This is a genomic window from Adhaeribacter soli (genome assembly GCF_008727925.1).
GTDB classification, from domain to species: domain Bacteria; phylum Bacteroidota; class Bacteroidia; order Cytophagales; family Hymenobacteraceae; genus Adhaeribacter_A; species Adhaeribacter_A soli.
Map to the genome: position 1 here is coordinate 506,406 of NZ_VTWT01000002.1, position 19,831 is coordinate 526,236.

General features: G+C 47.7%; 11 protein-coding genes. 5 read left to right on the forward strand and 6 right to left on the reverse strand.

Annotated features, from left to right (window positions below):
• Positions 1 to 222 precede the first annotated feature (222 nt).
• Positions 223 to 429 (reverse strand): helix-turn-helix domain-containing protein, encoded by a 207-nt coding sequence (locus F0P94_RS05580; RefSeq protein ID WP_150902828.1) that lies wholly within the window; start codon positions 427 to 429, stop codon positions 223 to 225.
• 3 nt (positions 430 to 432) lie between these two features.
• On the reverse strand, positions 433 to 999 hold the full coding sequence (locus tag F0P94_RS05585; protein ID WP_150902829.1) for a DUF2975 domain-containing protein: 567 nt from the start codon (positions 997 to 999) through the stop codon (positions 433 to 435).
• A 214-nt stretch (positions 1,000 to 1,213) separates the two neighbouring features.
• On the opposite strand from F0P94_RS05585, the gene F0P94_RS05590 reads away from it, so the two are divergent.
• From F0P94_RS05590 to F0P94_RS05600, 3 genes are all read left to right on the forward strand, one after another.
• On the forward strand, positions 1,214 to 2,371 hold the full coding sequence (locus tag F0P94_RS05590) for a DNA polymerase III subunit gamma/tau (protein ID WP_150902830.1): 1,158 nt from the start codon (positions 1,214 to 1,216) through the stop codon (positions 2,369 to 2,371).
• A gap of 290 nt (positions 2,372 to 2,661) precedes the next feature.
• On the forward strand, positions 2,662 to 3,045 hold the full coding sequence (locus F0P94_RS05595; RefSeq protein WP_150902831.1) for a hypothetical protein: 384 nt from the start codon (positions 2,662 to 2,664) through the stop codon (positions 3,043 to 3,045).
• A 603-nt stretch (positions 3,046 to 3,648) separates the two neighbouring features.
• Entirely contained in the window at positions 3,649 to 6,606 is a 2,958-nt protein-coding gene (locus F0P94_RS05600) for a M16 family metallopeptidase (protein ID WP_225307122.1), read from the forward strand.
• A gap of 494 nt (positions 6,607 to 7,100) precedes the next feature.
• On the opposite strand, the gene F0P94_RS19980 is transcribed toward F0P94_RS05600, so the two are convergent.
• From F0P94_RS19980 to F0P94_RS05620, 4 genes are all read right to left on the reverse strand, one after another.
• Entirely contained in the window at positions 7,101 to 7,835 is a 735-nt protein-coding gene (locus tag F0P94_RS19980; protein ID WP_150902832.1) for a response regulator transcription factor, read from the reverse strand.
• A 435-nt stretch (positions 7,836 to 8,270) separates the two neighbouring features.
• Entirely contained in the window at positions 8,271 to 10,493 is a 2,223-nt protein-coding gene (locus tag F0P94_RS05610; RefSeq protein ID WP_150902833.1) for an NADP-dependent isocitrate dehydrogenase, read from the reverse strand.
• Positions 10,494 to 11,054: 561 nt separating this feature from the next.
• Entirely contained in the window at positions 11,055 to 11,696 is a 642-nt protein-coding gene (locus F0P94_RS05615; RefSeq protein WP_225307123.1) for a phosphoribosyltransferase, read from the reverse strand.
• Between the two features lie 32 nt (positions 11,697 to 11,728).
• Positions 11,729 to 12,382, reverse strand: a complete 654-nt coding sequence (locus F0P94_RS05620) for a dienelactone hydrolase family protein (RefSeq protein WP_225307124.1) — start codon at positions 12,380 to 12,382, stop codon at positions 11,729 to 11,731.
• 248 nt (positions 12,383 to 12,630) lie between these two features.
• Here F0P94_RS05620 and F0P94_RS05625 point away from each other — a divergent pair, with 248 nt between their 5' ends.
• Entirely contained in the window at positions 12,631 to 13,164 is a 534-nt protein-coding gene (locus tag F0P94_RS05625; protein WP_225307125.1) for a CopD family protein, read from the forward strand.
• 827 nt (positions 13,165 to 13,991) lie between these two features.
• Positions 13,992 to 19,739: a GEVED domain-containing protein gene (locus tag F0P94_RS05630; protein WP_150902834.1), complete on the forward strand. Its 5,748-nt coding sequence runs from the start codon at positions 13,992 to 13,994 to the stop codon at positions 19,737 to 19,739.
• Positions 19,740 to 19,831: the final 92 nt, after the last annotated feature.

A 19,831-nucleotide genomic window follows, 5' to 3' on the forward strand; every position in this document is an offset into this window, starting at 1 on the left:
TCTTAATTATTATGAGCATGGTAAACTCAGAAAAACCGGCACTTACACGCTGCTAAATAAGACTTTAACTGTTTCCCTGGATTCCGTATTTCAGCCTAACCAAACCTTTAGCCTCGATTCGTTAAACCTGAACAAGGTGGTTTTAAGAGATACAATCCTTTATCCGACAAAAGATTATCTTTATTTTACCTACAGGTTAAAGCGTTAAGCATTAATCCTAAATTATTCTTCCCGATACTCCAGAATATCTCCCGGCTGGCAATCCAGTTCCTTGCAGATAGCCTCCAGGGTAGAAAACCGGATGGCTTTGGCTTTGCCGTTTTTCAGGATGGAAATATTAGCCATTGTAATGCCCACTTTTCCGGCAATTTCGGTTACCGACATTTTCCGTTTCGCCAGCATTACATCTAAATTTATGATTATAGGCATGCTTCAGACGGTAAGTTGTTCTTCTTCGTAGAGGCGGTTGCCTTCTTTAAAAATTTCGGCTAAAATATAGGAAGCAAGCATGAGTACCAGCGTGCTAAAACTGAAATCGAAACTGAAATGGCCCGTATTTCCGGCCGCAACAAAAGTAAAACACGAAATGAGGAATATCCAGAGTAAATAACCCGCAATTTTCTGAAAGGCTTTTACATTCTGTTCCCGGAAAGTTTGTACCTGTTTTACTGCCTGTATCACTTTCACGAATTCCTGCACTACCAAAACCCATAAAACCAATTGTGCCAGCATTTGAACATATATAATATAAACCGAAAAAGGCTGCAGCTGGCTTACCATGAAGGTACGGGTATCATCCATTTCTGAGGCCGCCGTGTGGATAGGATTGCTTATACTAAGCTTTCCCAAAGAACCGGAAAATTTCCAGTCATCATAATACTGAGGGTCTATCTGCCAATGAACCACATAATAGGTAAGCAGCATGATCAACCCAACCTGAACAACCTGCATGATGCGGCAGCAAGCCATAGCCCAGAAAAGTAACTTGTTTCGTTCCATAAGTGTGGTGCTAATGTTTTTACAAACATAGGGAAGCTATTTTAATATTCAATATGTTTTTGTTGTTTTTCGATAAATTTTTATTAAACAATTGTTAAATGGTTGTTTTGTACTCTTTTAAAACGATACTTTTTCAGGGTAAAAAACTGCTTTGGCCTCCAAACTCAAAACAATCCAATTGCCAATCCAACCTTAGCTTTGTATCTTTGTATTGATGGAAAATTTTGTTGTTTCGGCCCGGAAATACCGGCCAAGTACGTTCGATAGTGTAGTTGGGCAACGCCACATTACCACCACTTTAAAAAACGCGATCACCAATAATCACCTGGCACAGGCATTTTTGTTTTGCGGTCCAAGAGGAGTTGGTAAAACTACGTGCGCGCGGATTTTAGCCAAAACCATCAATTGCCAGAACCTGACGCCGGAAACCGAAGCCTGTAATACCTGCGAGTCGTGCGTGAGCTTCAACAACAATGCGTCCTTCAATGTGCACGAGCTCGATGCGGCTTCAAACAACTCCGTGGAAGACATTCGGAACCTCGTGGAGCAGGTTCGGTACGCGCCGCAAACCGGGAAGTATAAGATCTACATCATCGATGAGGTACACATGCTTTCGAACTCGGCTTTTAACGCCTTCCTGAAAACGCTGGAAGAACCGCCGAGCTACGCCATTTTTATTCTGGCTACTACCGAACGTCACAAAATTATCCCGACCATTCTTTCCCGCTGCCAAATCTTCGATTTCAATCGGATCAGGATCGAGGACATGGTAAAGCACCTGCAGGGAATTGCCGGTAAAGAAAGCATTGAAGCCGAACCAGATGCACTGCATTTGGTTGCCCAGAAAGCGGATGGTGCCTTACGCGATGCCCTGAGTATTTTCGACCAGCTGGTAACGTTTTCCGGTAGCAACATTACCTATAAATCGGCGGTAGACAACCTGCACATTCTCGATTACGATTACTACTTCCGCCTCACCGACCACCTGTTAACCGAGAACCTATCGGGCGCTCTATTGCTCTTCGATGAGGTGCTGAAAAAAGGTTTCGATGCGCATAATTTTGTAGTGGGTATCGGCGAGCATTTCCGCGGATTACTGGTTTGCAAGGACAATGCTACCATACAATTGCTGGAAGTTTCGGACAATATTAAAACCAAATATGCCCAGCAAGCCAACCAGGCACCACTTTCATTTTTGCTTTCCGGCCTCAACATTGTAGCCAACTGCGACCAACATTTTAAAGCCAGCAAAAACCAGCGCCTGCACGTAGAACTAGCCCTCATGAAGCTGGCTTACCTGAACGCGGCAGTAAACTTTGCGGCTGGCAATGCACAGGAGGCGTCGCAAAAAAAGTTGATGCCGGTAGCGTAAAACCTGCCGGCTCACCCGTTCCCCAAACTACCGTTTCCGTAGCTGCCCCGGCACCTTCCGAAACAATCAGTACTTTTTCGCCCCCTGCTCCTACGGTTTCCGAACCGAAGCCTGCCCCGGCTGTTGCTACGGTTACCGAACCGGTTGCAGCGGAAACAGGGTTCGTAAAGCCATCGGTACATGCGCCTAAAAAGCAGCTTGGTAAATTTAGCTTAAGCAGCCTGAAGGAAAAGATCAGTTCCGGAAATTTCCAGGAAGAAACCACAGAAGTTGCGGAAGCCGATCTGGATATGCGTCCGGGCCAGCAAAAGCCGATCACGATAGAAGAGCTGCGTACCGCCTGGTTTGCTTTTGCCCAACGTAAAAACCAGGAAGGCAAGGTTTCGGAATACATGATCCTGAACCGCAATTTCGAGTTGCAAAACGGTACTGAAATCCACTTAAAAGTAGACAACCCGGTACAGGTGGAGCAGTTCAACGACGTAAAAGCCGAACTGCTGGGCGAATTGCGCCGCAAACTGCAGAACAACAAACTGAACGTGCTGGTGGAATTTGTAGAGGTAGTGGGTGCCAAACGCCTTTACACTTCCATCGATAAATATAACTTCCTGGCCGAAAAATATCCGGCCTTAACAGAACTCAAACAGCGCCTTGGCTTAGATACTGATTTTTAACCCCACCCAACCCTCCCCTGATTCAGCTGTTTTTTTTGATCAGGATTTTAGAAACGAAGTTCGGCGGAGCCAATTAAAGAATTTTCAGAATTAGGAATAAAATGTAGGGCATCCCTTGTGGATGCCCTTTCTCATTATCATTTCGCGTTTATGTCTGAACACGATTTTAAGGATTAAAGGATTTCCAAGATTTCACGCATATCGCCAGCGCAGCGCCTTTGAAAACCAAGTTAGCAGATAAAAGCTAACTAAAAAGAAAGCCAGCTACAGAGGAAAACTGACACCAGTTTCTGTTCCAAAGACTTTGGATTAACCGGTGCCGAGAAACGAGGCAGCCCGGTAGGGCAGGTGAATCCACGGCTTTGGAACAGAAACGAAGCCACCCGGCTTGAGGGAAAAGTCAGTTATGAGTTGAAAGTTATGAGTTATGAGTTGAAGCTAATTTTAATAATGCTATCCATCCAAAAGAAAAACCCTAAAGCTGCCCACTAAACTGTCCAAACTGCACTAAAGCGGGCAATTTTGCGTTTTGTTCTTCATAAACCGGCAGATTCTATTATATTTGACCAGTTTAAACCTTCATCTAAAAACCGTATCATTTCCGTGAAAAAACCGATATACCTGGGCGTTGTGCTGGGAACCATGCTTTTTACGCAGTGTACCACCAAACCCGCCCAAAATACGGCTCCTGTAGCCCAAACCACCGCGCAGCCGGCTCAGAAAACCTACACCTATGAGTCCGTTCCCGGCGATTCGCTGAAAGCCCGTATCTATACTTTAGACAACGGCCTGAAAGTTTACCTGACCCAGTACAAAGATGCGCCGCGCATTCAGACGTACATTGCCGTACGCGCCGGTTCTAAGAATGACCCGAGCACTGCTACCGGTCTGGCGCACTACCTGGAGCACATGGTTTTCAAGGGCACTTCTAAATTAGGAACCCAGAACTGGACCGCCGAAAAAGCAGAGCTCGACAAAATTGAAGGCCTGTACGAAAATTACCGCAAGCAAACCGACCCGGTAGTACGCAAAAAGATCTACCACCAAATCGACAGTATTTCCGGCGTGGCGGCGCAACATGCCGTTCCGAACGAGTACGACAAGATCATGGGTTCGCTTGGCGCGAAAGGCACCAATGCTTATACTTCGGTAGAGCAAACCGTTTACGTAGACGATATTCCTTCGAACCAGATCGAGAAATGGGCCGTGGTGCAGGCAGAACGCTTCCGGGAAGTGGTTCCGCGTTTGTTCCATACTGAACTGGAAGCGGTTTACGAAGAGAAAAACCGGGGCCTGGACAACGATTTCCGCAAGGAATATGAAACCATGAATGCTGCTTTGTACCAGAAGCACCAGTACGGTACTCAAACTACTATCGGTACGATCGAGCACCTGAAAAACCCGTCCATTACCGAAATTAAGAAGTACTTCGACAAATACTACGTGCCAAACAACGTGGCCATTTGTATGAGCGGCGACTTCGATCCGGACCAGACCATCCGCACCATCGATAAATATTTCGGCAGCTGGCAGAAAAAAGATGTTCCGGCGTTTGAAGTAGCCATGGAAGACCCGATCACCGAGCCGATCAAGAAAAACGTGTACGGCCCGGATGCGGAGAACGTAATGATCGGTTTCCGTTTCCCGGGCGTAACCGACAAGGATGCGCTTACGCTGAAAATGATCGACCGGATCCTGACCAACGACCAGGCGGGCTTGTTCGACCTGAACCTGAACCAGAAACAGGCCGTGCTGAATGCCGCTTCTTTTACCGACATCAACAACGATTATTCTTCGCACCTGCTTTACGCCACGCCGCGCCAGGGCCAGACGCTTGATCAGGCTAAAAAACTGATGCTCGACCAGATCGAACTCATTAAGAAAGGCAAATTCGAAGACTGGCTGATCCCGGCAATTGTGAACAACGAAAAGATCGCAAAAATGAAGGCTTACGAAAGTAATTCTTCCCGCGCCGATGCCTTCGTTACGGCTTTCATTGCCCGCATGGACTGGAAAGATTACGTAGCCCAGGATGAGCAATTTGCCAAAATTACCAAAGCCGATGTAGTGGCTGCTGCCAATAAATATTACGGCAACAATTACGTGGCTGTTTACAAGCACAACGGCAAAGATCCGAACATCCAGAAAGTGGACAAGCCTGCTATTACGCCGGTTCCGGCTAACCGTACGGCCCAATCGGAATTTGCGAAGAATGTAATGACTACGCCAAGCCCGGAACTGCAGCCGGTATTCGTAGATTATAAAAAAGACATTCAGCAGCTTAACCTGAAGAACAACATTCCGGTACTCTACACCCAGAACAAGGAAAATGGTTTGTTCGAGCTTTATTACGTGCTGGATTTCGGCACGAATAACGACCCGAAACTTGGCCTGGCGGTTAACTACCTGAAATATCTGGGAACCGATAAACTGAGCGCCGAAGAACTGCAAAAAGAATTCTACAAGCTGGGTTGCTCCTTCGATGTATTTTCTTCTCAGGACCAGGTTTACGTTTCCTTGCGCGGCCTGAACGATAACTTCGAAAAAGGCCTGAACCTGTTCGAGACGTTTTTGGCTAACGCCAAACCGGATAAAAAAGCCCTGAAGGATCTGGTAGACGGCATTCTGAAAGAGCGCGAAGATGCGAAGTTAAGCAAGCAGATCATCCTGAGCCAGGCATTAGTGAACTACGCCAAGCACGGTCCGAAAAACCCGTTCACCAATATTCTTTCCGAAAAGGAACTGAAGAAAGTGAAGCCGGAAGAACTGGTAGCCCTGGTGAAAAGCATTCCGACCTACGAGCACCGCGTAATGTACTACGGTCCGCAAGCGCCGAGCAAACTGGTGTCCACGTTAAACGAGAGCCACAATACGCCGGCTACTTTAGCGGCAGTTCCGGCCGAGAAAGCGTTCAAGGAACTGGACATTAAAACGCCGAAAGTTTTATGGGTAGATTACAACATGGTGCAGGCCGAGATCATTTTCCTGACCAAAGGCCAGAACTACAACAAAGACCTGGTACCAACAGTGAGCTTGTATAACGAGTATTTTGGCGGCAACATGGGCTCTATCGTGTTCCAGGAATTGCGCGAATCGAAAGCGTTGGCTTACTCGGTTAACTCCCGCTACAACAATGCCGCGAAAAAAGACCGCGCCAACTACATCATGTCTTACATTGGTACACAATCCGATAAATTACCGGAAGCCATGGCGGGCATGGAAAACCTGCTGGCCGAAATGCCGGTTGCCGAAGGAAACCTGGCCGCTGCCAAATCTTCCATCCGCAACAGCATTGCAACTGAACGTATTACCAAATCCGGCATTCTGTTCAACTACGAAAGAGCACGCAAATTAGGCATTGATTACGACCTGCGCCGCGACATCTTCCAGAGCGTGAACGCCATGACCATGGACGACGTGAAGAAATTCCAGGCCGCCAACGTAAAAGGTCAGCCTAAACTGATCCTGGTAATTGGTTCGAAAGACCGCCTGAACTTTAAAGAACTGGCCAAATACGGTAAAGTAGAAGAACTGAAACTGAAGGATATTTTCGGTTACTAGTTTTGGTAGCAGGTATCAGGTAGTAAGTATCTGGTAGTTGGTATCTGGATTAAAAGGGGAGCTGCAGGTTTGCGGCTCCCTTTTTTTGTTAGATCGGCACTCAGGGATCAGGCATTTTCCTGGTCTCTACCCCGGCCTGTCCCCTGACAGGCCGGAAGCACTGCAGCCATGAGCATTGTGCAGAAGCTTTCCTAAAGCACTTAATAAAGGTAAAATTTCTGGAGGGTTGGCTACCTGAATGCACCGGCGATAGTCCGGCCTGTCGGGGGACAGGCCGGGGTGTATAGAATTTCCCTTGCCTGTATCGCACAAGCCAGAGCACTGCAGTTGAAGGTTTATCCTGCCTTTAAACAACCTGCAGTAGCCATTTTGAGGCTGTCGCCTCACTGATTTGAAAACTTCAGATCATTATAGTTCCAAGTTACCGCTTCGCTCAAACTTGAACCAGCTAACGTGAGAATGAAACGGCCCTGCCAACTGCCGACAATTTCAGCTCAGATCAGGTCGAAGGCGAGGGCGTATTTTACGATCTGCGTTACGTTCTTTATTTCCAGTTTGTGGCCGATATTTTTGCGGTGCTGGTTTACCGTACTTTCCGAAACAAACAGCTTTTCGGCAATATCCTTTACCCGGTACCCTTGCGCCAGCAGCGCCAGAATTTCTTTTTCGCGTTTGGTAAGCCGGCTGAAGCGGTGGTAATTTCTGGCGGCAAATTCATTTTCTTCCAGGATCCGGTTAAACTTATTCGAATTGATATTCATATCGGTAACCTTGGTACCCACCATAATCATTTTCCTGAACAAGCCCGAATCCTTCTCGCCTTCCGTAAAGAGTTTGGTGGTCATGTGGTACCATTCAAACGGCGAATCCTGGTCGGGGCGCAGGCGCTGGTAAAAGCAGTTCACCCGGCTGCCATCGCCGGATAGAATGAGCTCCCTGGCCATGCGGAAGATCTGGCTAATTTCGGAGGGCACGAAGAACTCGGTAAAATATTTATCGCCCATCAGGTTAAGTTCTTCGGACGTATGCCGGAGCACGTTACAACCGGCATTGTTCATGTAGTCGTTCGATTTCTGAATAAAGTCATCGATCAGCACCACGCCCGGAATTATCTCTCCGATTTCCTCGATGGAATAAAGTTTCTGGCCCAGCTGCTTTTCCAGGGTATACGTTTGCTGCTGCAAGCGCATGGCCGTTTCCTTCTGCGATATTTTTTTATCCGATGCCATCCATGTTGCTATTTACGCTGTAATCCCAACCCAAACCCTAACACCCAAGGGGTAAGATACAAAATATTTTCTTACAGGCAACAGGGCTTGCGTGCACCTAAAACAAACATGTTCAGCAAAATACAGCGGACTCCGTTTTACGCCTTCGTTAAAATGCTGTTGCTGCAATCATTTTTTCAGCGCGTTGTAGTTAAATACTTCTAAGCAAGTGAACAAATTTACTTTTAACTGCTACAATTGTCATTCTGGAAGAATCTTGTGAGGTCAGAGCATAGAAATCACAAGATTCATCCAGAATGACAGTGAGGGTACAAAACAATTATTCAAACTAAATTTATTCACTTATTTATCTGAAGTAAACAGAAAATAAACAGCAGCACAAAAAAGGCTGCCCGAATTTCTTCAGGCAGCCTTTTTAAATAAGTTCAGTTAAAATTAACCGATCAATGCATTCAGGGTTTCGCTTGGGCGCATGGCTTTGGCAACTTTGGTTTCGTCCGGGTGGAAATAACCGCCCATATCTACCGGTTTGCCTTGGGCCGCAATTTGCTCTTCTACGATCTTGTTTTCGTTTTCGGTCATGGCTTTGGCCAGCGGTTCGAAAGCAGCTTTCAGCTCGGCATTTTTGGTTTGCCCGGCTAAGGCTTGCGCCCAATACATTGCTAAGTAGAAATGGCTGCCGCGGTTATCGATGCCGCCTACTTTACGCGCCGGCGATTTGTCTTTCTCCAGGAACTCGGCGTTGGCTTTGTTCAGGGCTTCTGCCAGCACTTCAGCTTTTTCGTTTTTGGTTTTGTACGCCAAGTCTTCCAGAGATACTGCAAGAGCTAAGAACTCACCCAGAGAATCCCAACGCAGGTAATTTTCTTCCTGGAACTGCTGCACGTGTTTCGGCGCGGAACCACCGGCTCCGGTTTCGAACAAGCCGCCGCCGTCCAATAAAGGAACGATGGAAAGCATTTTGGCGGAAGTACCTAATTCTAAGATCGGGAACAAATCAGTCAGGTAATCGCGCAATACGTTACCGGTCACTGAGATTGTATCCTGGCCATTCTTCGCGCGTTCGCAAGTGAAACGCATGGCTTCTACCGGGCCCATGATCAGAATTTCCAGACCCTTGGTATCGTGGTCTTTCAGGTACTGGTTTACTTTTTTGATCAGGTTGGCATCGTGGGCGCGCTGCGGATCTAACCAGAAAACGGCTGGCGTGTTGGTGATGCGGGCGCGGGTTACGGCTAATTTCACCCAGTCCTGGATCGGCAGGTCTTTGGTCTGGCACATGCGCCAGATATCGCCTTCTTCCACGTCGTGCTCCATTAAAACGTTGCCATTGGCATCGGTAACGCGCACTTTACCGGCTTCCGCGATCTGGAAAGTTTTGTCGTGCGAACCGTATTCTTCGGCTTTCTGGGCCATTAAACCGATGTTCGGCACGGTGCCCATGGTTTTCGGATCGAAAGCGCCGTTCACTTTACAGAATTCAATTACTTCCTGGTAAATGGTGGCGTAGTTTCGGTCCGGGATCATGAATTTCGTGTCGTGCGATTTGCCGTCGGCGCCCCACATCTGGCCGGAAGTACGGATAGCAGCCGGCATAGAAGCATCGATGATCACGTCGTTCGGGAAGTGCAGGTTGGTGATACCTTTGTCGGAATCTACCATTGCCAGGGCCGGCGCGTTGTCGTAAACTTTTGCAATGTCGGCCTCAATTTCGGCGCGTTTTTCAGCGGAAAGGTTTGGCAGTTTGTTGTACAGGTCGCCTAAACCGTTGTTCGGATCGAAACCAATTTCTTTGAAGGTAGCGGCGTGTTTTTCAAAAACCGGTTTGAAGAAAACGGTTACGGCGTGGCCGAACATGATCGGGTCGGAAACCTTCATCATGGTGGCTTTCAGGTGCAGGGAAAGCAGGACGCCTTTGGCTTTGGCATCGGCAATTTCGCGGGCGTAGAATTCGCGCAACGCTTTTTTGCTCATGCGCGAGGCATCGATCACTTCGCCGGCTTTCAGTTTCAGGCCATCTTTTAAAGTAGAAGTATTGCCGCTGGTGCTTACGAATTCGATCTTCACTTCAGTAGCATTATCCACAGTCACCGATTTTTCGGAACCGTAGAAATCGCCGTCCTGCATGTGTGCCACGTGGCTTTTAGAATCGGAAGACCATTTGCCCATGCTGTGCGGGTGCGCTTTGGCGTATTGTTTCACGGCATCAGCTACGCGACGATCCGAGTTACCTTCGCGCAATACCGGGTTTACCGAGCTGCCCAATACTTTGCCGTAACGGGTTTTCACCTCCTTTTCGGTATCGTTTTGCGGGTTGGCCGGGTAATCGGGAATGTTGTAGCCCTGGCTTTGCAGCTCTTTAATGGCAGCCACCAACTGCGGTACCGAAGCGGAAATGTTCGGCAGTTTAATGATATTGGCTTCCGGGGTTTTGGCCAGTTCGCCTAAGTACGCCAGGTCGTCGTTTACTTTCTGGTCTTCCTTCAGGTTCTCCGGGAACGTGGCCAGAATACGGCCAGCCAGGGAAATATCGCGGGTTTCTACTTCAATGCCTGCTGCCTGGGTGAATTTCTTCACGATCGGCAGGAAGGAATGCGTGGCCAGAGCCGGCGCTTCATCGGTTATGGTGTAAACAATTTTGGTAGTCTTGCTAGTCATTTGCTCTTTCTTTTAAAGTTCAATTCCCGGAAACCGGGCTTTCCGGCTATGGCAATAGCTTACGCTACCGGCCGTACAGCTGGTTAGAAGAGCAAATATAAGAGTCTTTTTAATATTCAGAGTTTTTACCTGAAACAGCTTTTTTTAAGTATCTGATCGGAAGCAAATTACGAATTAACCTTCCGCAAACAGGTTGTCTGAACTATGATTTATATGATTTGTGTGATGGCTTTGAAATTGAGGGTAATGTCTGAACTATGATTTGTGTGATTAAAGGACGGGCATGAGGTTTCTGCAAAAGAATTATTGCAATGCTGGAGAGGAAAGAGAAAAAGGAACTTACAAGGGTAACCGAAACTGATGCCGTAAGGGCTACATTAGTTTCGATAGCTTTCAGAAGGTTGCACCCCACGTAATTCACCTTTGCTCCTACTCCGCTCTGCACATGAGCCCGTAATTACCACTTGGAAATTAAATCCTATAAATCTTGTTCAGACAAATAGCTGCCGTTTTTTCAGCGCAAAACGGTAGCGTTTCCCCTGAAAAACCCAAACGACAGGTTTAATGGTGCACCTGGTTTTGCATCAGTTCAATTACTTCTTCGTCGCTTACCTGCAGAAATTCCCGGTAGAACTGGCCGACGGCAAAAAAACCGGGTGGCGCCATTAGGCAGATCAGTTCATCTACCAAAGGCTCAAATTTATCGATGGCCTGCGGCGGGGCTACGGGTACGGCGATTACTACCTTTTTGGGCTGTTGTTCCTTTACCAGTTCAACGGTCGCCAGTAAGGTCTGCCCGGTGGCAATTCCGTCGTCTACAATAATTACGAGTTTATCTTTCAGGTTTAGCGGTGGTTTTTCGCCCATGAAAAGTTTGTAGCGCCGGTGCAGTTCTTCCTGGATTTTGGTTATTTCCCGGTTCACGTAATCTTCCGGCACTTTTACGCTTTTATTCAACACCACGCTGTGCATGCTTACGGCACCAATGGCGTATTCCGGGTTGGCCGGGTGCCCGATCTTTTTGATCAGGGCCAGTTCCAGCGGCATTTCCAGGTCTTTGGCGATGATGGCACCAATGGGTACTCCTCCCCGTGGGATTGCAAGGACAACGCCGTCCTGACCTTTGTATTTCTGAAGCTCGTGACTGAGCATGATGGCAGCTTCGTGTCGGTTCCGGATCATTTTATGGGAATTCAGTTGCATGGTTTGGCACGTAATATTTGAAGGGGAATAGGCTACCGGCCGGAATCCAGGTATTTATCGAACCATTTTGCGGCTAGTTCAGCCACGTGCTCCAGGGTTCCTGGTTCTTCGAACAAATGGGTAGCGCCGGCAACAATTTCCAGGTTCTTCTCGCTCTGCAATAAGTCGTAAGCCTGTTGGTTCATCCCGATCACCGGTTCATCGTTGCCGCCTACAATCAGCAAGGTTGGGGCAGTAACAATCGACAGCACTTTAGCCGCCAGGTCTGGTCGCCCTCCCCTGCTTACTACGGCCCGGATCTTCGTACCCAATGCAGCGGCAGCGCCTAAGGCCGAGGCCGCGCCGGTGCTGGAGCCAAAGTAGCCGATCTTCAGGTTTTTGGTGCGGGCTTGCTGCAGGAGCCAGTCAGTCGTCAGGATGAGGCGTTCGGTCAGTAGTTTTATATCGAAACGCATACTGTAATCCAGGTCTTCTTCCGGGGTAAGCAAATCGAAAAGCAGCGTGGCGTGGCCGTGCTGCTGCAGAAACTCGGCTACAAAACGGTTGCGGGTGCTCAGGCGACTGCTGCCGCTTCCGTGCGAGAAAACGACAATACCGGTGGCATTTTCCGGAATGGTCAGGTCGCCGGTTAAGGTTACGTCGCTTACTTTTATTTGTAGGATTTCGGTAGTCAGCATTTTTTCCATGGCAGCGTTTTTTTTATTTCGAACCGTTCTCCCAGAACCGGATTGGCTTTGGGCTTCCGGTTGCATACGCATTTCTATAGCCTGAGTTAATACCTACACCTACTTAAACCTAGCTTAAAACGCTGGAAACGGCCTTTTTAAAGAAGTACAAAGTTACTTTACCCTTGGAAGCCTTTGGTTCGGCGGCAGATTTCTTACATTCCCTAAAAAACTGCTATTTTGCGTTCCGTTACCTAAAAACTGCTGCCTTGTACCTTTACGTTAAATCCATGCACATCATTTTTGTGGTTACCTGGTTTGCCGGGTTATTCTACATTGTGCGCCTGTTCATTTATTTTGCCGAAGCGGCCGAAAAACCGGAACCCGAAAAAAATATTCTGCAAAACCAGTTCAAACTTATGCAGAAGCGTCTGTGGTACGGCATTACCTGGCCTTCGGCGATGCTCACTTTAATCTTTGGGGTCTGGATGCTTTATTTATATTCCGGCTTTCAGAATATTCCGACGTGGCTGTGGCTGAAAATTGCTTTTGTAATTGGCTTGTTCCTGTACCATTTCAGTTGCCATAAAATTTTTAAGCAGCAGCAGGCCGGCCTGGTAAAACAATCTTCCACGCAACTGCGCATCTGGAATGAAGTGGCCACGCTTTTTCTTTTTGCCATTGTGTTTCTGGTGGTGCTGAAGAACAGCCTGGATTTTATCTGGGGGATTGTCGGGTTGGTTCTTTTCGGGGTGATTTTAATGCTGGCGATCCGGATTTATAAGAGGTTGCGGACGAAGTAGTTTAATTAAGCTTGGTTTCTTGCTTTCCAGAGATGCCGGACCATTGATTATTAACCTATAACTTTTAATTAGCTTTCTCCCTCAAGCCCCGAAATGCTTCGGGGTAGACCTAAGGCTTCGTTTCTACGTTCGTGTCTTCTATTCAAACTGGCCTAGCGGCCTGTCTCCGGCACCGTATGAATAGGAGGCCGCGCACGTAGAAACCCAGAAAGTTTTCGGGGCAGGCTTCTATCAGCATTCCTTCGTGGCTTGCTTTCTTTTAAGTTAAGTTCTATCCGCCAACGTGGTTTTCAGGGGCGCTGCGCTGGCGATATGCGTGGGGACAGGTCAAGCCCTGTCCGTACAAATTAGAAAAGGAAAATTCTGAAAATTCTATAATTCTGAAAATTCTGATCCTGATTCAAACAATTGTCCTGAAAATCCTTTAATTGGCTCCGCCGAACTTCGTTTCTGAAAATCCTGATAAAAAAAAAGCAGCTGATTTAGGGGCTGGGTGGTTATTTTCTGACTCCGATTAACCTTTTCGATGTTGTTGCTTATGGTTGGTCTGCCTAGCGGCTCAATTCCCTGCTATTCTTTTCAAAAATTTCTGACACCCGGACATGCTATATGATCATCTTTTCACTCGGGTGAAGGTCTTCGGCTTTTCAATTTCCTGATATCAGGTCCTCTCAATCCGAGTGCCATGCCCTTTTTCTTCTTCCGGAACATTCTATTTATGCCGGTTTAAACCTTTAATTTAAGGCTAAGCCAAATAAATCGTGTATTTAAAGTTACAAACCATTAAATTTAATGCCTGATCTTTGTTAAATTGGTTTTGACTCATTATGAAAATAAAGCTACCGATTCCCCCTTTTTTTACGAGCCTGTTGCTTTTGGTGCTGGCCTTCCTTTGTACCGGCACCAGCCTGGCTCAATGTCCTGTTGCTTCCGCCTGTATTCCCGGCAACCTGCCGGCTGGTAATATCATATTCGGCATGGGCATTCTGAATGTTAACATCAATAACGGAGCAATCAACAACAATTCGCCGGCTAATACTACTGTGGCAAGTTATTATGATTACTCCTGCAGCATTGGTGCCAGTCTTTCGGTTGGGGTTGGCTATCCGATCAGTATCCGGACGAACAACAATGTAAACGAGAATGTGCGGGTTTGGCTGGACCTGGATAATAATGGCACCATTAACCCTACAACTGAATTGGTTTTCAGCTCCAACAATGCGCAGGTGCATACCGGTACTTTCTCCATACCAGCCTCGGCAGTAACGGGGCTCCCTTTAAGAATGCGGATTTCTGCCGATAATTTTTCTTCCCCCCTGCCCACGCCCTGCTCTTCTCCCCAATATTCGCAGGTAGAGGATTACCGGATTACTGTTTTAGCCAATGGGCAGGCACCGGTTGCGCGGTTTTCGGCTTCAGACTCCCTGACCTGTTCCGGAACAGTTCGGTTTACCGATCAGTCGCAAAACGGACCTACCAGCTGGAACTGGAACTTTGACGACGGGAATACATCTACCCAACAAAACCCGGTTCATACCTATGCTTCTCCGGGCGTCTATAATGTTACCCTGCTGGTATCCAATAGCAACGGCAATTCTACCAAAGTCCGGCCTGTTATTTACCATACCAATGTGCCGGTAGCCGCAACCTGTACGCCCGGCACCAGCAATTATTGCTGCAGCTACGGTATAACCAACGTAAATTTCGGGAATGGTCTGCTGGTAAATTCTTCCCAAAACGGCGTTGCCGGTTATGAAGATTTTACCTGTTCCAAATTTGCAAATGTAATTGTTGGCTTATCGTACCCGGTGTCAATTACCACCGGAGCAAACCCGCACGACACCCGGATCTATATCGACTTCAACAACGATGGTAGCTTTAGTAGCGCCGGCGAAATGGTTTTTCAGGCACTAAACAGAACCAATCCGGCAGGTACCATTACCATTCCCAGAACGGCTACTTTAAACACCCGGCTCAGAATGCGCATTATTTCCGATAATTCAGGCAGCAGCTTTACCAGTTGCTCCGGCATTCAGAGCGGGCAGGCAGAAGATTATACCATAGTCATTTTACCGAATACCCAACCTCCAGTAGCTAATTTTAAAGTAAGCAACCAGACTTCCTGTTCCGGTACAGAATTATTTGAAGACCTTTCGGTTAACGACCCTACCAGCTGGCAATGGCACTTCGGCGATCCGGGATCCGGCACGGCTAATACTTCTACTTTACAGAACCCTACGCACGTTTTCTCTACGCCGGGTTTTTATACCATTACCCTGATTGCCACCAACGCCTTTGGTAGCGATACCATAACCAAAGTAAACTTCGTGAATTATAGCCCTGCCAGTGCGTTTTGTACCACCGTAATAATGCCGGTTACAGGCACTGCACCAGTTGCTACCGGCTGCAGCGGCTCTGTTTACGATCCGGGCGGGCCTACAGGGCAATATCCGAACGCAGCCAACAGCACCGTTACCATTGCCCCTAGCGGAGCAGCTTTGGTAAGGCTTAATTTCACTTCTTTCGATCTTGAGCCCTACGCTGATGAACTATACATTTATGATGGTTCTTCTACTTCGTCTCCGCTGATAGGCGTTTACAGTGGCAACACACTCCCAAAGGGCGGGACCATCACTTCTACCGGTTCTGCAATTACGCTCCGCTTTATGAGCGATAATTTTTCCAGGATGGCCGGCTTCGCGGCAAACTGGACGTGTATTATGCCCATGATTCCGGTTGCTGATTTTAAGGCCAATACCGATAGCATTTGTATTGCTCCGGTCAGGTTTCAGGATATGTCAGTAAACCTGCCTACCTCCTGGCAATGGGATTTCGGGGACCCGGCTTCGGGCGCGGCCAATACTTCTACGCTCCGGAACCCAAGTCACAGGTATTCGAACCAGGTACCTGGTGCCTATACCGTTACCCTGATTTCCTGCAACAGCATGGGCTGCGACACGCTGGTAAAAACCAATTACATAAACGTGGCAGTACCCTGCCTGACGTATTGTGCCTCCCAAAATAATTCCAATACCGACAACTACATAAGCAATGTAACTTTTGGAACTTTAAATCATTCCAGCAGTGCAGACACTAGGGGTTACGGCAATTATACCACCCAAAACAGTAATATCATCCTGGGTTCTACCAATACCATTTCTGTACAACTGGGGAAGACTGTTTATTCCGGTTTTGTAACGGTCTGGATAGATCTGGATAAGGATGGCGTTTTTCAAACCTCTGAGAAACTTTTTCATGGCTACACGCCGAATATAAGTACCAGCGTCCCTTTGCTTGCAACCGGCTCCATTACAATTCCCAACTCGGTTCAGGCAGGCCCCACCAGAATGCGGGTAATGCTGAGCGGCGATTACCAGCAAAACAACCCTTGTGCCAGCAACCTGAATTTTGGTGAAACGGAAGATTACCAGGTTACCTTTTTACCGAATGCAACTCCAATGATCGGCGGTTTTTCGGCCGATCTGAATACCGTTTGTACCGGCACCGTGCAGTTTAAAGATGCCTCGATAAACGGGGCTACCTCGTGGCTTTGGGACTTCGGCGATCCGGCATCCGGGGCAGCCAATACTTCCACGTTGCAGAACCCTACCCATACCTATCCCCTGTTGGCATCTGCCAGCTACAACGTAAGCCTGATCGTATGCCGCGGTGCCCAGTGCGATACTATTTCCAAACCAGATTTTGTAACCATTCCGATTCCCTGCCAAACGTATTGCCGGCCTGCTATTACCCAAAGTCCTAATGACTGGATGAGCAATGTAAGCGTCGGAACGCTTAACAACAGCACCGCATCAGAACCGAATGGTTACGGGAATTATACAAATTTGCGGACAAATCTTGTATTGGGCTCGGCCTCAAACCCGGTAACCATTACCAAGGGTGGCAATGGCAGTAGCAGTACCGTCCGGATCTGGATAGATTTTAATAAAAACGGAACCTTCGATCTGAATGAATTGGTGTTCGACAAATATCTTACTTACACGTATCCCAATCCAGCTTATTCCGCCACAGGCACGGTGGCAGTACCCAGCTCCGCCTTTACCGGTTTTACCAGAATGCGGGTTATACTAACCTACTCCTCCAGCTTTATTTCTAATTGTCCGGGAAGTTACTCTTACGCCGAAGTGGAAGATTACACGGTTAATATTTTGCCCAACACCTTGCCTCCTACTGCGGATTTCAGACCCGATCTGGCTAATAACTGTTCCGGCGCGGTGCAATTTACCGATGCTTCTTTAAATGGCCCCACAAGCTGGCAATGGGATTTTGGCGACCCGGCTTCTGGCGCGAACAATACTTCTACCTTACAGCATCCGGTACATCAGTACCCTACCGGAACTGCCGGCAACTATACGGTTACGCTGGTAGCCTGCAAAGCCGGGCAATGCGATACCATTACCAAGCCGAATTTAATTAAGCTTACAGCCCCTTGCCAGACATATTGCGCCGTTACCAATGCTGGGGGCAACAATCATTTCCGGTGGATAAGCAAGGTGAATGTTGGTACCATAAATAACGCCACAATCGGGGAACCGAACGGTTACGGAAATTACACTTATCTGGCCACCGATCTGATGTTGGGGGTTCCTCATCCAATAACCGTGAATTTGGTTAATTCTACTGTGTATATGTATGTGTATGCCTGGATAGATTTAAACCAGGATGGGACTTTTAGTGCAAACGAACTAGTATTTAAAAAGCAGACTACTACCGTTGGCTACCGCCTGGAAGAAGCTGTTGGCAATATATTACTGCCTGGGAATGCCTTACCAGGCCTTACCCGAATGCGGGTAGTTATGTATCCTATTTCAAGCCTGAACAGCCCTTGCCAGATCAATACAGCGGATTCTGAAGTGGAAGATTACCTGGTGAACATCCTGCCTAACCCAAATCCGATAGTGGCCGGTTTTTCGGCCAATATGAATACTGTTTGCCAGGGACCGGTACAGTTCTTCGATACTTCGCTGAACGGGCCAACTTCCTGGCTCTGGAACTTTGGTGACCCGGCTTCAGGTGCGGCTAATACTTCCACGTTGCAGAACCCTACCCACACTTATCCTATTACAGCAGCCGGCAGCTACGACGTAACTTTAATTGCCTGCAAAGGTGCTTTGTGCGACACTCTGGTTTACACCAAATCCATAAACATTTCCAAACCATGCCTTAGCTATTGCATCAACCGTTACACCTCAAACAACAACCAATGGATCGGAAATGTGAGCATCGGCAGTATCAACCATAGCTCCGGGGCGGAAGCGCTTGCTTACGGCAACTACACGTACCTGAACACATCCGGCCATGCCAGTATGACTGGTATTCCGGTTTCGGTTACCTTGGGTAAAAGTTCGGGGCCGGCCAAAAATATTATGATTTTGATCGACTTTAACCGGGACGGGACATTCCAGAGTACAGAACAGGCTTTTAATACCCAGGCAGTACTTACGAACGGGCAATTAGTTGCCTCCGGCTCCCTGGTAATTCCGCCAACTGCCCTGGAGGGCCCCACCCGGATGCGGGTGATGATTCCTATTCATCCCACCTCTACTGATCCCTGTCCTAATTCTTACTCGGAAATAGAAGTGGAAGATTATACATTCATTATATTGCAAAACCCGGCCCCTCCTGTTTCCGACTTTGGTGCCAACGGCCAGATTACCTGCAACGGGGCAATTAGCTTTACCGACCGATCGCTTAATTTTCCATTTGCCTGGAGCTGGAATTTTGGCGATCCTAATTCCGGTACCGCAGATACTTCTACCCTTCAGCACCCCACCCATACGTTCACGAGCCCGGGCTTATACACCATTACGTTAATAACTACCAATGCTTTCGGCACCGATACGATCATTAAAACCAATTACATCAATTTCGACCCGGCAAATATTGCCTGCCAGACAATCTTTATGCCCGTTTCAGGAACCATCCCGGCCAGAACTGCCTGCACCGGCATGCTGTACGATGATGGCGGCCAGTTCCAGAATTATTCCGATAATGTGAATGGCGTTGCGATTATTGCCCCGCCAAATGCGGCAACCGTTTCCCTCACGTTTACCCGTTTTCAGGTAGAAAGCACGATAGACGTGCTGCGAATTTTTGATGGTGCTGATACACTAGCGCCGCTGCTAGGCACTTATTGGAATAGTGGTACCTGGGGAGGCACGCTGCCCAACAATGGCTTTCCTATAACTTCTACCGGCAAAGCCATGACCATTCATTTCAAATCTAATAACTATTACAATTACAGTGGTTTTCAGGCTTACTGGACCTGCAATACTCCAACGCCCGTCGGAATTAAGGAAGCGAATACAGATGCGCTCTTTGAAGTATATCCAAACCCAAGTTCGGGTCTGGTTAACCTGAAACTGAAACAAAACAGAGCTGATTTTAAGGTGGAGATAAGCAACATGCTGGGCCAGGTACTGTTAAGCGAACCACTGAAACCTTCCGGCTCCAAAACTCAACAACTGGATCTGCGCCGGTTTAGTAAGGGCGTGTACTTCATCCGCATCCATAACGAACAAACCTCCGGTATCCGAAAAATAGTACTAGATTAGATACTCGGAATGTAGCTGCTTAAGTGTAAAGCATAAACGCAAAAAAGTCCCGCCGGAGATTCCTGGCGGGACTTTTTTTGTTCGTTTTAATA